The sequence below is a fragment of the Rhodoferax sp. LS1P39 genome (assembly GCF_056521425.1).
The window spans coordinates 37,108-51,172 of sequence record NZ_JBWMAV010000002.1 but is presented as its reverse complement, the minus strand read 5'-3'; the positions used below and the strand labels follow the sequence as shown (position 1 = coordinate 51,172).

General features: G+C 64.3%; 10 protein-coding genes. 2 read left to right on the top strand and 8 right to left on the bottom strand.

Annotated elements, in window-relative coordinates:
* Positions 1 to 32: 32 nt before the first annotated feature.
* The 4 genes from dnaG to mfd form a co-directional block, all read right to left on the bottom strand.
* Complete coding sequence (dnaG, locus tag AC097O_RS03565) at positions 33 to 1,910, bottom strand: DNA primase (RefSeq protein WP_479591511.1); 1,878 nt, start codon at positions 1,908 to 1,910, stop codon at positions 33 to 35.
* 100 nt (positions 1,911 to 2,010) lie between these two features.
* Entirely contained in the window at positions 2,011 to 3,033 is a 1,023-nt protein-coding gene (locus AC097O_RS03560; protein WP_479591510.1) for an alpha/beta fold hydrolase, read from the bottom strand.
* Positions 3,034 to 3,274: 241 nt separating this feature from the next.
* A complete protein-coding gene (locus AC097O_RS03555) occupies positions 3,275 to 4,489 on the bottom strand; it encodes a nitrate/nitrite transporter (protein ID WP_479591509.1) in 1,215 nt (404 codons plus the stop codon).
* 180 nt (positions 4,490 to 4,669) lie between these two features.
* Positions 4,670 to 8,149 (bottom strand): transcription-repair coupling factor, encoded by a 3,480-nt coding sequence (gene mfd / locus AC097O_RS03550; protein WP_479591508.1) that lies wholly within the window; start codon positions 8,147 to 8,149, stop codon positions 4,670 to 4,672.
* Positions 8,150 to 8,238: 89 nt separating this feature from the next.
* Between mfd and ispD the strand changes: the two genes are divergently transcribed.
* Positions 8,239 to 8,949 (top strand): 2-C-methyl-D-erythritol 4-phosphate cytidylyltransferase, encoded by a 711-nt coding sequence (gene ispD, locus AC097O_RS03545; RefSeq protein ID WP_479591507.1) that lies wholly within the window; start codon positions 8,239 to 8,241, stop codon positions 8,947 to 8,949.
* A 3-nt stretch (positions 8,950 to 8,952) separates the two neighbouring features.
* A complete protein-coding gene (gene ispF, locus AC097O_RS03540; RefSeq protein WP_479591506.1) occupies positions 8,953 to 9,432 on the top strand; it encodes a 2-C-methyl-D-erythritol 2,4-cyclodiphosphate synthase in 480 nt (159 codons plus the stop codon).
* 72 nt (positions 9,433 to 9,504) lie between these two features.
* On the opposite strand, the gene AC097O_RS03535 is transcribed toward ispF, so the two are convergent.
* The 4 genes from AC097O_RS03535 to AC097O_RS03520 all read right to left on the bottom strand — a co-directional run bounded on the left by AC097O_RS03535 (position 9,505) and on the right by AC097O_RS03520 (position 14,059).
* Positions 9,505 to 9,855, bottom strand: coding sequence for a GFA family protein (locus tag AC097O_RS03535; RefSeq protein ID WP_479591505.1), 351 nt, complete (start codon positions 9,853 to 9,855; stop codon positions 9,505 to 9,507).
* A gap of 203 nt (positions 9,856 to 10,058) precedes the next feature.
* On the bottom strand, positions 10,059 to 10,898 hold the full coding sequence (locus AC097O_RS03530) for a hypothetical protein (protein WP_479591504.1): 840 nt from the start codon (positions 10,896 to 10,898) through the stop codon (positions 10,059 to 10,061).
* A 123-nt stretch (positions 10,899 to 11,021) separates the two neighbouring features.
* The gene (locus AC097O_RS03525; protein WP_479591503.1) at positions 11,022 to 12,725 is read right to left on the bottom strand and encodes a cation:proton antiporter domain-containing protein; all 1,704 of its coding nucleotides are present in this window, start codon (positions 12,723 to 12,725) and stop codon (positions 11,022 to 11,024) included.
* 131 nt (positions 12,726 to 12,856) lie between these two features.
* Complete coding sequence (locus AC097O_RS03520; RefSeq protein ID WP_479591502.1) at positions 12,857 to 14,059, bottom strand: CaiB/BaiF CoA transferase family protein; 1,203 nt, start codon at positions 14,057 to 14,059, stop codon at positions 12,857 to 12,859.
* Between the last annotated feature and the right edge of the window lie 6 nt (positions 14,060 to 14,065).

Genomic DNA, 14,065 nt, shown 5'->3' with positions numbered 1-14,065 from the left:
CGCGCCAAAATTCAAGGCGTATTTTGAAGTTTCTAACCTATTTTGATAGCGGTTAGTTCCAGTCGGCGGCGGTTCAGGGCGCGGTAACGCTCCAACGCAGATGGGTCCGACTTGGCATCTTCCAAGGCCTGGGTTTCCTGCTGCTTGAGTTGGTCGATCAGCATCAGGTTGAGCAGGCCGCGCAGTTCCTGCAAGGCCTCGCGGTCGATCACGGTCTCGACGCCCTCGGCCGCGTCGGGGGCGTTGCTGGGCACGGGGCCGGACATCAGCTTCAGTGCCAGATCTTCGAACGGCTGGCCGCGCACGCCGGGGCGCAGCAGCTCCCAGGCTTGCGGGCCGTGATCGTGCTGTTGCGCCTCCAGCCAGACAAACAAGGCTGCGTGCGGCTGGGGCAGGGCGCACAGCAGGGCGTGGTCTTCGTGGGTCAGGCTGTCCCAGGCGGTGGCATTGGACAGCAGCAGGCGGGCCGCGTGGTCGGCACGGCTGGCGGGTTTGCGGCGGCCCGCGCTGTCTGAGCCGATGGGGGGTGCTTTGGGCTCATAGCGCTTGCCGGGTGTGTACGGGGTGCTATATTTTTTGCTGCCTTTGCCCTCGGGGCGGGCACCGATGGCCTTGCCGCTCCACACGTCGGTGAGTTCGCTGCTGCTGAGTTGCACCAAGTCGGCAATCTCGCCCAGCAACTGGCGTTTGAGTGCGCCTTCGGGCAACTGGCTCCACAGCGGTTTGGCGTTGCTGGCCAGCAGCGAGCGGCCTTCGGCGGTGTGCAGCTCGCAGCCTTCGCGGATGGATTCGATCAAAAAGCGGCTCAGCGGCGTGGCCTCGGACACATAGCGCGCAAACGCCTCGCGGCCATAAGCGCGGATGAAGCTGTCGGGGTCGTGTTCGGCGGGCAAAAATAAGAACTTACAGCTGCGCACATCGGTGGCCAGCGGCAGCGCACCGTCCAGCGCCTTGCGGGCGGCGCGGCGGCCTGCGGCATCGCCGTCAAAGCTGAACACCACCGCATCGGTGAAGCGGAACAGTTTTTGCAGGTGGTCGGCGGTGCAGGCCGTGCCCAGCGTGGCCACGGCGTTGGGAAATCCCAGCTGGGCCAGGGCGACCACGTCCATGTAGCCCTCGGTGACCAGGGCGTAACCGGCATCGCGCAGGGCGTTGCGGGCCTCGAACAGGCCGTAGAGCTCGCGGCCCTTGCTGAAGACCGGGGTTTCGGGAGAGTTGAGGTATTTGGGCTTGTCGTCGCCCAGCACCCGCCCCCCAAAGCCTATGCACTCGCCTTTGACGTTGCGGATCGGGAACATCACCCGGTCGCGGAAGCGGTCGTAGCGTTTTTCGGGGTCTTCTTCGCTGGTGATGACCAGGCCGCTCTCGGCCAGCAGCGGGTCGTCGTAGCGCGGGAACACCCCGGCCAGACTGCGCCAACCTTCGGGCGCATAGCCCAGGTCGAACTGCTTGGCGATTTCGCCCGACAGGCCGCGACCCTTGAAATAGTCGATGGCGCGGGGCGAGTCGCGCAGGTGTTTCTTATAGGCGGTGCAGGCCTGCTCCAGCACGTCGGTCAGGGTGGCCTGCTTTTGCTTTTGCTCGGCAGCGCGGGCACGGTCCTGGGGCGAGGCATCGTCTTCGGGCACTTGCATGCCGAACTGCTGGGCCAGGTCTTGCACGGCTTCGATGAAGGTCATGCCCGCGTGGTCCATCAAAAAGCGCAGCGCGTCGCCGCTCTTGCCGCAGCCAAAGCAGTGGTAGAACTGCTTGGTCGGGCTGACCGAGAAGGAGGGCGACTTCTCCGAATGGAACGGGCACAGGCCCATGAAGTTGGCACCGCCCTTTTTGAGCTGCACGTAGCGGCCCACGATCTCGACCACGTCGGCGCGGGCGATGAGTTCCTGGATGAAGGTATGGGGAATGGTCACGCCGCTATTGTCCCAGCATAGTCAGGCTGCCTGGATTACAAGAAAAATTGGCCCTTAGCGCTTATGGAATAAGCGTGAGCAGCTATAAAAATCGTAGTAATCAGCTTTTGCTCTTGGCCTGCGCATAACGGGCGGCGGCAATCACGCTGAGGATGGCGGTGGTCACCGTGTCGGGTTGGTCCTGGTGGATGTTGTGCCCGCTGTCGCCCACGATCTTCATGCGGCCCAGGCGCGACATTTTGGCCATGTTGCGTTGGCTGGCATCCCAGACCTTGCCCAGGCGCTCGGGCCAGCGGCTGGCGCTGCGGTCCTGGCTAAGCACGATGAGCGGCACGGGGGGAAACTCGCCGGCCCGGCGGACCTGGCGCGCGGTAAGTGCCGCAGACGCCATCTCAGCCCGCGTGGTGCTGGGTGCCATGGCAAACAACAGCGCGGGAGGGTCGTACCACATGCGGTGCACGCCAAGCTGTTTGCAGCGTTTGGAGAACTCGGCATGGCGCGCGTCCACCAGCACCACCCCGGCGACCTCCTCGGGGTAGGTTTTGGCAAACAGCTTGACGATGGTGCCGCCCAGGGAATGGCCCACCAGTACGTAAGGCGGTTTGATTTCTTCGGTCTGCAGCAAGGCGCGCAGCTCGCGCAAAATCTGCAAGCCATCGCGCGGCAGCCGGGAGCGCTCGCTCTGGCCATAGCCCGCCCGGTCGTAGGCCACCGCGTGGTTGATGGCGCTGATTTCGTTGAAGATACGGCCCCAGGCACTTTTGCCATGGCCCAGGCCGGCTTCAAACAGCACGGTGGGCCCGCCGGTGCCCGCGCTGACAAAGGCCCTGGTGCCAAACGGCGTGTAGCTCATGGTGTGCGGTGGCATCACTTCACTGCGCGCGCCGGGGCCCATGCGGGCCCGCAAAGCGTCCACCGACAGCAAGGGCAGGGGCTCAGCCGGTGGGGGCGCTACTGCTTCGGGAGGGAGGGCCTCGGTGATGCGGCTGGACGGCTTCAGGTACGCGGGCACATCGTCCTGCGGCATGCGCAAGACCGTGGTGCGCCGGCGTATGGGCTGGAACGGCACGGCTTCAGAGGGCTTCTGGTGGTCTGGCAACGGTGTGGAAGAGGCTCTCACCATGTCAAAAAGAAGACAAAAGGTCTGCGCTGGCCCACAGAGAAGACAAAGCCAGAGCGCGGGAGAACAACATATTCATTCCCTGATTATCAAACACCTAGCGGATCGTAATGTGTCAGGCTGTAATAACCGCTAGATGTTCGGTGTCGTGCCGGGACGGCTTTTAAGCAGTTCGCGCCCTTCCTCCCTTCTAGCTTCGCTGGAACGGTGGTCAGTGCTACGCACTGGATCTGCTGCGCAGCTCTCAGGCGCTGCGCGCCCTTCCACCCTTCTCAGCCCATGTCCGGGTCCAGCGGACTTGCATGATGCGCAACATGAACAACATCACTATCGCCAGACCGGCGAACAGGATGAAGCCCCACATGTAGCTGCCCGCGTACTGCTTGGACAGACCCATGGCGTTGGGCACCAGGCCGCCGCCGAGGGCGCCGATTTCGCCGATCATCGAGCCGGCCACGGCGGTGGCCAGGGGCCAGCGCAGGGGCACCAGTTGGAACAGTGCGCCATTGCCTGCGCCCAGGGCGGCAAAGCACAGAATCATCAGCAGCGTGGTCAGCACCAGCGAGCCACCCGCCAGACCACAGGCCACCAGCGTGGCCGCCACGGTGATGAGCACCACGTTCAGCGTGTTGACACCGCCCCAGCGGTCGGAGATCCATCCGCCAAACACCCGCAGCGCTGCGCCCATGAAGGCCGCCAGCATGGTCAGTTGCCCGGCCTGCACCTTGCTCACGCCAAACTGGTCGTAGTAGTAGGTGGGCAAAAAGGTGATCAGGCCGATGAAGCCGCCAAAGGTCACGGCGTAGATCAGGCTGAAAGCCCAGCCGTCCTTTTCAAACAGGCAGGCAATGTGCTCCTTGAAGCTGGCGTGCGGGTCCAGATCGGGCGGCTCCTGGGCGAAGACCACCATCACCACCATCGGGATGGCGATGGCGACGGCTGCAAAGCCGTACACCGCCACCCAGCCGTAGGCCTGGGCCAGGGGCGGGGCCACCAGCACGCAGACTGCGGTGCCGACGTTACCCGCGCCCACCAGGCCCATGGCCAGGCCCTTGTGCTTGGGCGGGAAGGAGCCCGCACCCAGCGACAAGGCCACGCCAAAGCTGGCCCCGGCAATGCCCAGCAGCACGCCCATGGCCAGCAGGTCGTTGAAGGTCTTGACAAAGAAAAAGCCAAACAGCATGGCGACCATGATCAGGCCCATCTCGACCAGCGTGGCCTTTTTGCGGCCGATGTACTGCGACAGCAGGCCCAGCGGAAAGCGCATCAACGCCCCGGCCATGATGGGAATGGACAGCATCAAGCCCTTTTGGGCCGGACTAAGGTTGAAGGTTTCGGAGATGAACGGAGCCATGGCCCCGTTCAGCACCCAGATGCAGCAGGAAAACGAAAAATACAAAAATGAAGCGAAGAGCGTGGGGGCGTGCCCGCTCTGGAGAAAACTGCGGAATCCCGCCATGGTGCATGTCCTAAATGTTCTGTAGATACATGCACCAAAGCGAAACTCGTGCCAACCAGAAATCGCCGTAAAACAGCCTCATTGCGGCATGCGTCCCGGTTTGGTGCTTGTTTTTGGTGCGGTACACCAAGTTGTGCGCCGTTTTGTGGGCAATAGCGGTGCACTACACCGGGCGACAGGCTACGCGGGTACCGGCTCCGCGATGGGTTGCCCCAGGCTGCGCAGCACGTCGCGCACCATTTGCGCGCGGTCTTTGGGCTCGGGCAGTTCGCGCTCGATGCGCAGCTTCTCGTTGCCCGCGAGCTTAATGTGGCGATTTTTCTGGATCAACTCGATGATGCGCATCGGCTCAATGGGCGGGTTGGCTTTGAAGGTGATGTTGATCACCCCCGGTGCCGCATCCACCTTGACCACGCCGTAAGGCCGCGACAGCACACGCAGGCGGTGGCCGTCGATGAGGGTTTGCGCCTGGGTGGGCAGCTTGCCGAAGCGGTCGACGATTTCTTCCAGCAGCGCGTCGATCTGGTCGGTGGTCTTGGCGGTGGCCAGCTTCTTGTAGAAACTGAGGCGCAGGTGCACATCGCCGCAGTAGTCGTCGGGCAGCAGGGCTGGGGCGTGTAGGTTGATCTCGGTGGTGACGTTCATCGGGCTCATCAGGTCGGGCTCGATGCCCGCCTTCAGGCAGCGCACCGCCTCGTTCAGCATCTCGTTGTAGAGCTGGAAGCCCACTTCCAGCATGTTGCCACTCTGGTTTTCGCCCAGCACCTCGCCCGCGCCGCGGATTTCCAGGTCGTGCATGGCCAGGTAAAAGCCGGAGCCCAGCTCTTCCATTTTCTGGATCGCGTCCAGGCGCTGGCTGGCCTGCTTGGTCAGGCCTTCCAGGTCGGGCACCATCAAATAGGCGTAGGCCTGGTGGTGGCTGCGGCCCACGCGGCCCCGCAGCTGGTGCAACTGGGCCAGGCCGAACTTGTCGGCGCGGCTCATCACGATGGTGTTGGCGCTGGGCACGTCGATGCCGGTTTCAATAATGGTGGAGCACAGCAGCACATTGAAACGCTGGGCCACAAAGTCGCGCATCACGGCCTCCAGCTGGCGCTCGGGCATCTGGCCGTGGGCCACGGCGATGCGGGCCTCGGGCAGCAGCTCTTCCAGCTTTTGGCGGCGGTTCTCGATGGTTTCGACCTCGTTGTGCAAAAAGTACACCTGGCCGCCGCGCTTCAACTCGCGCAGCACGGCCTCGCGGATCACGCCATTGCCTTCGGTGCGCACAAAGGTCTTGATGGCCAGGCGGCGCTGCGGCGCGGTGGCAATCACGGAAAGATCCCGCAGGCCTTCCAGGGCCATCCCCAAGGTGCGGGGGATGGGCGTGGCGGTGAGCGTGAGCACATCGACCTCGGCGCGCAGCGACTTCATCTGCTCCTTGTGGCGCACGCCAAAGCGGTGCTCTTCGTCGATGATCAGCAGGCCCAGATTCGCGAACTTGGTCGATTCGCTGAGCAGCTTGTGCGTGCCCACCACAATATCCACGCCACCTTCTGCTATGCCTTTCAGAGCGGCGGTGATTTCCTTGCCGGAACGGAAGCGCGACACCTCGGCCACCTTGACCGGCCATTTGGCAAAGCGGTCCACCAGCGTCTGGTAATGCTGCTCGGCCAGCAAGGTGGTGGGCGCCAGCAGGGCCACCTGCTTGCCACCGGTGATGGCGATGAAGGCGGCGCGCAATGCCACCTCGGTCTTGCCAAAGCCCACGTCGCCGCAGACCAGCCGGTCCATGGGGCGCGGGCTGATCATGTCCTGGATTACGGCGTGGATGGCGGCGGCCTGGTCGGGGGTTTCGTCAAAGCCGAAATCGTTGGCAAACACCTCGTAGTCGTTGGGCGAGTAGCGGAAGGCATGGCCTTCGCGGGCCGCGCGGCGGGCGTAGATGTTGAGCAGCTCTGCCGCCGAGTCGCGCACCTGCTCGGCGGCGCGGCGCTTGGCTTTTTCCCACTGGCCCGAGCCCAGGCGGTGCAAGGGTGCTTCGTCGGCGCTCACGCCGGTGTAGCGGCTGATGTGCTGGAGCTGGCTCACCGGCACGTACAGCGTGGCCTTGTCGGCGTATTCCAAAAACAGAAATTCCTGCAGCAGTGGCGTGCCGTCGGCATTTTTACCCTGGCCCAGGTCCAAATGCACCAGGCCTTTGTAGCGGCCAATGCCGTGGGCCGAGTGGACGACGGGGTCGCCCAGCGTGAGTTCGCTCAAATCCTTGATCAGCGCTTCCACATCGCTGACCTGTTCCTGCTTCTTGCGGCGGCGGGTGGTGGGCCCGGCGGCGAACAGCTCGGTTTCGGTGACGAAGTCGATGCCCTCGGCCATCCAGCTGAAGCCGCTGTTCAGCGCAGCGGTGGCAATGCCGACTTTCTCGGTGCTGGTCTGGAAGTCTTCCAGCGAGTCGAACGCGGGCGGGCTGACCTGGCTGGCGCGCAGCAGGTCCAGCAGGCTTTCGCGGCGGCCATCGCTTTCGGCCAGCAGCAGCACCCGGTGCGGGGTGCGCTGGATGTGCATCTTCAGCTGGGTCAGCGGGTCTTCGGCTCCGCGCGCTACCGACAGCACGGGCAGGGGCTCGAAACCGGTGTCGCTGGTGACATCCACATTCCGCAGGGCGAGTTGCGCATGCTGGTTGGTCAGTGCGTAGAACTGCTCGGTCCCTAAGAACAATGCCTCAGGCGGCAGGGCGGGGCGGTCCACCGCACCCTGCACCAGGCGGTAGCGCTCCTTGGTGTCTTGCCAGAAGCGCTGTAGCGAAGGCTCCAGATCGCCGTGCAGCACCACGGTGGCATCCGCACCGATGTAGTCGAACACGGTGGCCGTGTCTTCAAAAAACAGCGGTAGGTAGTACTCGATACCGGCGGTGGCCACGCCATTGCCCATGTCCTTGTAGATGCGGCTCTTGGTCGGGTCGCCGTCCAGCAGCTCGCGCCAGCGGCTGCGGAACTTGGCGCGGGCCTCGTCGTCCATGGGGAATTCGCGGCCGGGCAGCAGGCGCACTTCGGGCACCGGGTACAGGCTGCGCTGGGTGTCGGGGTCGAAGGTGCGGATGCTGTCGATCTCGTCATCGAACAAATCCACCCGGTAGGGCACGGCGCTGCCCATGGGGAACAGGTCGATCAGGCCGCCGCGCACCGCGTACTCGCCGGGGCTGACCACCTGGGTCACATGGCTGTAGCCCGCCAGCGTCAACTGGGCCTTGAGCTTGGCCTCGTTGAGTTTTTGCTTGGTCTTGAACTGGAAGGTGTAGCCCGCCATGAAGCTGGGCGGTGCCAGGCGGTACAGCGCGGTGGTGGCGGGCACGATGACTACGTCGGCCCCGGTGGTCTTGTCGCGTTGGCTGATGCGCCACAGCGTGGCCAGGCGCTCGCTGATCAGGTCCTGGTGCGGCGAAAACGTGTCGTAGGGCAGGGTTTCCCAGTCGGGAAACAGGGCGCAGCGCAGGCTGGGCGCGAAAAAGGCGATCTCGTCCATCAGCCGCTGGGCATCGGCTGCGTCGGAGGTGACGATGGCCGTCAGCGAACCCCGGGCCTTGTCCCGCAACGCCAGTTGCGCCAGCAGCACCGCATCGGCCGAGCCTTGGGGGCGGGGCAGGGTGAAGCGTTTGCCGGGGGTGAGTTTGGGGAGGTCCATGGGCTGCAATGGGGTGGGTCAGGAATGCAAAAACACCCTCCGGCACGAGGGCGGGGGGTGTGGATAGGCCTGATTTTAGAATGCAGGCAATGTCTATCGAACCCAAGCCCCCGATACCCCGCTTTTTCGCCCTGATTCCCTGTGCTGGTGTGGGCAGCCGCGCCATCGCCGTGGGTAGCCCGGATCTGCCCAAGCAGTACCAGATGGTGGCGGGCCAGCCCATGGTGATGCACACCCTGGCCGCCTTTGCCAGCGTGCCGCGGATTGCCGATGTGCTGGTGGTGGTCGCCGTGGGCGACGATTTTTTTGAGCGCCACAGCGCTGCGTGCGTGGTGTCCGACTGCGGGGGCAGCAGCCGGGCTGCGTCGGTGGCCAACGGCTTGCACGACCTGTTCGAGCAAGGTGCCAAAGCAGACGACTGGGTGCTGGTGCACGATGCCGCCCGCTGCCTGATCACCCCGGCGCAGATCAACGCGCTGATCGATGCCTGCCAGCAAGACCCCGTCGGCGGTCTGCTGGCCCACAAGCTGCCCGACACGCTGAAGGCCGAGGCCCAAGGCCGCGTGGCTGCCACCGTGCCGCGCGCCGACAAATGGCTGGCGCAAACCCCGCAGATGTTCCGCATCGGCATGCTGTCTCGGGCGCTGGAGTCGGCGGGAGCCGAGGTGACCGACGAGTCCAGCGCCATCGAGGCCCTGGGTTTGCAGCCCCAACTGGTGCCGGGCAGCGCCCAGAATTTCAAAGTCACCTACCCCGAAGACTTCGCGCTGGCCGAAGCCATTTTGCAATCCAGGAGTTAATGAATGCCGTTTCGTATTGGAGAAGGTTGGGACGTGCACGCCCTGGTGGCGGGGCGCAAGCTGATTTTGGGCGGGGTGGAGATTCCCCACACCATGGGCTTGCTGGGCCACTCAGATGCCGACGCGCTCTTGCACGCCATCACCGACGCCCTGCTGGGCGCAGCGGCGCTGGGCGACATCGGCACGCATTTCTCGGATACCGACCCGCAGTTCAAGGGCGCGGATTCGATGGTCTTGCTGGTGGAGGCCCTGCGCCGGGTGGCCGCCCAGGGCTACCAGATCGGCAACATCGACAGCACCATCATCGCCCAGGCACCCAAAATGATGCCGCACATCCCGGCCATGCGCGCGCGCATCGCCAGCGGGTTGGGCCTGGAACTGGACCAAATCAACATCAAGGCCAAGACGGCAGAGAAGATGGGCCCGGTCGGCCTGGGCCAGAGCATCGAGGCGCGGGCAGTAGTTTTGCTATATAAAAAATAGCTTTTCGTGCTTATGGAACAAGCACTAGAGGCCTATTCCATGCATGATTCGATGGCCGCAGCTTGCGGCTGTTTACTTCGCGCGACCGTCGAAGTTCTGCACCGCCAGGGCGGCAATGTCCACCCCCTCCAGGCAGCGCACATTCACAGCCGCCATGGCCTGCCCGTCGGGCGACATGGCTTCGCCAAACGGGTGGATGCCGCAGGTCGGGCAAAAGTGGTGCTGGATGATGTGCTTGTTGAACAGGTAGGTGGCCATCTTGTCCACGGGCGTCTGCAACACCACGGCAGGCCGGGGCACGAACCACATCAAGGTCCCCTTGCGCTGGCACATGGAGCAGTTGCAGGCCATCACCGCCGGGGGGAGCTCCCCCTCCACCTCAAAGGCAACCTGGCCGCAGTGGCAACTTCCTTGGTATTTCATGTTTTTGTCTCCGTGGTGGGTGGTTGCTTATTTTGCAGGCAATTGGGTCCAACGGCCCGGTTTTACCGTGCCTGCGGCTGCAACAGATTGTTATGGCAGGGGTTTGGATTTGCTATTGAATCGGTAGCTGCCTGTGCTTATACAGCCTAGGCTTCAACCTATTCTTCAGGGTTCATGGCGAACGCCATTGGCATACAGAGCGGTCAGGTTTGCGATTTGTCGCTGGTGCCTGGTGTGCGGCGGCCCAGTTCGGTGAAGCTCTCTACCATGGCGGCATCGATGGCTTGCATTTCAAGGTCAATGTAGTGCGTGCCTGCCGCGGAACCCAGGTACGTGATGTAGGCGGCCAGCTCGGCATCGGTCAGGCTGGCATAGATTTGCGTAAAACTGGCCAGCGCCATTTGGCCCGTCATCTGGAGTAGCTGTGGGCGCTGCGCCTCCAGGGCGTTGCGGATGTCGCGGGCCGAGATGGCGGGGCCGTGGGGCCGTGTGGAGGCTATGCCGACCTGGATGGCCACCAGGGTGTTGAGCATGGTGTTGGTGGAGGTCTCGGCAGCGCGGGTCACCCGCACGCACTCTAGCAATTGGGCCTGGCGCGCCGCAGGCAGGCTGGCAAACAAGGCGCTGCCTTTCTGGAACGACTCACGGGGGTCGCGCACATCGGCGCTGGCCTGCGCTTCCAACTGGGCCACCGCCGTGCCCAGCGGGCTTTGGTACCACGCCAGCACCGCGGGAATGTGCTCCGCCTGGATGTCCTGGGCAATCACGCCTTGCACCAGGGTGCGCAGATGCGCGGCGGCAAAAGCGCTATCGGCTACCCGGAGCAGCCGCTCCACCTCGCCTGCCGTTGGCGGAGATGGGCTTTGCGCCTGGACGTCGGTGATACCGGCCCGCACCTGGAGCCGGAAACTGTCCAGTTGCTCCCACAGCCCCGACTTGCGCATCAGGGTTTGGGCGGTGGCCAGATCGGTCTGTGCCGACGCGCCGGTGTGGGCGACCCACAGCACCCCGGCCAGGACTGCGGTGGCGATGGATTTCAGCATGTGTTTTCCGTGAGAAAAGCGGTGGGTAAAGACCGCATATGCTATCAAATATAGAGCTTCTTGTGCTTATTCAGCAAGCACAGGAGGCTGATATTCCTTGCAAGTCAGCCTGGCACATCGGCCTCAAGCCACCTTCCCAAACCGCTCCAGCACATGCCGCCCCATGTTGTGGGCCAGCTCGTCTTCGCCCAGGAACACGCGGCCGATGTTTTCCTGGGCCAGCAGGGCGGCCTCTTCTTCGTTGTGGGTACGCACCACGGTTTCGATGTGCGGGTTCAGCATGCGGGCGTTGGCCACCATCTGGCGTACGTTGAAGGCATCGGGTGCGGCGATCAGCAGCATGCTGGCGCGGGCGATATGGGCCTGGATGAGCACCCCGGGATCGGCCGCATCGCCCGACACGGCGGTCGTGCCGTTGGCGCGCAATTGCTCCACGCGTTCGCGGTTTTGCTCGACCACCACGAAGGGAATGCCCTTGGCCTCCATCTCGGCGGCCAGGCGTTTGCCGACGCGGCCATAGCCCACCAGCACCACCTGCCGGGACAGGTATTTTTCGTCGGTGGCCGTGGGCAGCTCGGACAGCGGGTCGGTGCTGCGCGCGAACTTGTGCGCCAGGGCGGGGTGGGCTTGCAGCCACTGTTCCAGCCAGTCGGCCGCCTTGAACACCAGCGGGTTAAGCGCAATCGACAGCAGCGCGCCCGCCAAAATCAGACTTTGCCCTTCTGGCCGCAGCAGGCCCAGGCTGGCACCCAGCCCGGCCAGAATGAACGAGAACTCGCCGATCTGTCCCAGGCTGGCCGACACGTTCAGCGCGGTGTTCAGCGGGTAGCGAAACACCAGCACCAGCGCAGCGGCGGCGATGGATTTGCCGACGATGATGATGGCCAGAACGGCCAGCACCTGCAGCGGCTGCTTGACGATGACCATGGGGTCAAACAGCATGCCCACCGACACAAAGAACAGCACGGCAAAAGCTTCGCGCAGCGGCAATGAGTCTTCGGCAGCGCGGTGGCTGAACTCGGATTCGCGCATCACCATGCCCGCAAAGAACGCGCCCAGCGCAAACGACACGCCAAACAGCATGCCCGCCCCATAGGCAATGCTGACGGCGGCAGCGATCACGCACAGCGTGAACAGCTCGCGCGAACCGGTGCGTGCCACCAGCCACAGCAGCTTGGGAAACACGCGGCGGCCCACCACCAGCATCAGGGCTACAAAGGCCGATACCTTGAGCAGCGTGGTGCCCAGTGTCAGCCACAAGCTGCCGCCACCGCCGTGTTCCTCGCCCGGCACCTTGCCGCCCAGCCAGCCCGCCAAGGGGGGCAGCAGCACCAGCACCAGCACCATGGCCAGATCTTCCACCACCAGCCAGCCTACGGCGATCTTGCCGTTCAGGGAATCCAGCGCACCGCGCGCCTCCAGCGCCCGCAGCAGCACCACGGTGCTGGCCACCGACAGGGCCAGGCCGAATACCAGCCCTTCGCCCAGTGGCCAGCCCCAGAAATGGGCCACGCCCGCGCCCATGGCCGTGGCCACGGCGATCTGCAGTACCGCACCGGGTAGCGCGATCTTGCGCACCGACATCAGGTCGTCCATCGAAAAATGCATGCCCACGCCAAACATCAGCAGCATCACGCCGATCTCGGCCAGCTCGGCCGCGATCAGGCTGTCGGCCACAAAGCCAGGGGTGAACGGGCCAATCAACACCCCGGCCAGCAGGTAGCCCACCAGTGCGGGCAGCTTGAACCGCACGGCGAGGAATCCAAACACCAGCGCCAGCCCGAGTGCGGTGGCGATGGTGGTGATGAGAGGCGTGCTATGGAGCATGAGAAGCTCCTAAAAATGTAGCGCGTCGGCAGCGGGGCAGCATGGCAATCCTGGTTGTGGTGTAGAGAAGGTCCATACCATAACCGCTGATCCAAATGCCCCACCGACCCAGGGCATAAAAATCCTCTTTTTTACGCCACGGCGGCCAAAGCGTGCAGGCTGGCGATGCGCTCTGCGTCGTAGCCCAGCAGCCCGGCCAATACCGCCTGGGTATCGCGGCCCAGGGTGGGCGGCGGCTGGAAGCTTGGCGTGCCCGAGTCGGAGAACTTCATCGGGATGCCGGGCATGCGCACGCTGTCGCCGCCGGGCAGGGGCACCTCCACCACCATGTCGCGGGCCAGGATCTGCGGGTCGTTCAGGGCCTGGGCAAAGTCGTTCACTGGGCCGCAGGGCACGCGGGCGGCGCGCAGCTTGTCCAGCCAGTAGGCGCATGGGTGCTGTAGCAGCGCGGTGTTGACGATGTTTTCGATCAGCAGCCGGTCGGCATAGCGGGCGGGTTGCTTCAGGTAGGCGGGTTCACGCAGGGTGGGGTGGTCCACCACTGCCAGAAAGCGCTCGTAGAACGCATCGCCGATGCAGGCGATGACGATGTGGCCGTCCTGCGTCTGGAAGGTGTTGTACGGCACATGCACAAAGTGCGAGTTGCCGATGCGCTCGGGCACGTGGCCCGACATCAGGTGCATGGTGGCCATGTAGGTGAGCAGCGAAATCTGCACGTCCAGCATCGATACATCCACATGCTGGCCCACGCCGCTCTTGGTGCGGCCTTGCAGTGCGGCCAGCACGCCCATGGCGCCGAAGATGCCGCCGCCCAGGTCGCCGACAGGGATGCCAGCGCGCACCGGGGCGTGCTCGCCCATGCCGGTGATGCTCATGCCGCCTCCCATGGCCTGCACCACCTGGTCGAAGGCGGGGCGCTGGGTGTCGGGTCCGGTTTCGCCAAAGCCGGTGACCGAGCAGGTGATGATGCGCGGGTTGATGGCCGCCAGCGTGGCGTGGTCGATCTGCAGGCGCTGCGGCACGCCCGCGCCAAAGTTGTCGAACACCACATCGGCCTTGCGCACCAAGTCGTAGAACACGGCGCGGCCAGCCTCGGATTTGAGGTCGATGCAGACGCTTTCCTTGCTGCGGTTGAGAGTCATGAAGTACGCGCCCATGCCGTCGCGGGCGTAGTCGGGGTGCTGGGCCAGCAGCTCGCGCGTGCCTTCGCCGCGCCCTGGTGGCTCGACCTTGATGGTGCGCGCGCCCAGGTCGGTGAGTGTCATCGTGCCGTAGGGGCCGGACAGCATGTGCGTCAGGTCAAGGACCGTGATGCCTTCTAGGGGTCGGGTCATGGCGGG

Bases quoted from the DNA above. Each gene is read 5' to 3' on its own strand.
- AC097O_RS03560 (WP_479591510.1), bottom strand. From the start codon at position 3,033: ATGGTGAGAGCCTCTTCCACACCGTTGCCAGACCACCAGAAGCCCTCT.
- AC097O_RS03555 (WP_479591509.1), bottom strand. From the start codon at position 4,489: ATGGCGGGATTCCGCAGTTTTCTCCAGAGCGGGCACGCCCCCACGCTC.
- mfd (WP_479591508.1), bottom strand. From the start codon at position 8,149: ATGGACCTCCCCAAACTCACCCCCGGCAAACGCTTCACCCTGCCCCGC.
- ispD (WP_479591507.1), top strand. From the start codon at position 8,239: ATGTCTATCGAACCCAAGCCCCCGATACCCCGCTTTTTCGCCCTGATT.
- ispF (WP_479591506.1), top strand. From the start codon at position 8,953: ATGCCGTTTCGTATTGGAGAAGGTTGGGACGTGCACGCCCTGGTGGCG.
- AC097O_RS03535 (WP_479591505.1), bottom strand. From the start codon at position 9,855: ATGAAATACCAAGGAAGTTGCCACTGCGGCCAGGTTGCCTTTGAGGTG.
- AC097O_RS03530 (WP_479591504.1), bottom strand. From the start codon at position 10,898: ATGCTGAAATCCATCGCCACCGCAGTCCTGGCCGGGGTGCTGTGGGTC.
- AC097O_RS03525 (WP_479591503.1), bottom strand. From the start codon at position 12,725: ATGCTCCATAGCACGCCTCTCATCACCACCATCGCCACCGCACTCGGG.
- AC097O_RS03520 (WP_479591502.1), bottom strand. From the start codon at position 14,059: ATGACCCGACCCCTAGAAGGCATCACGGTCCTTGACCTGACGCACATG.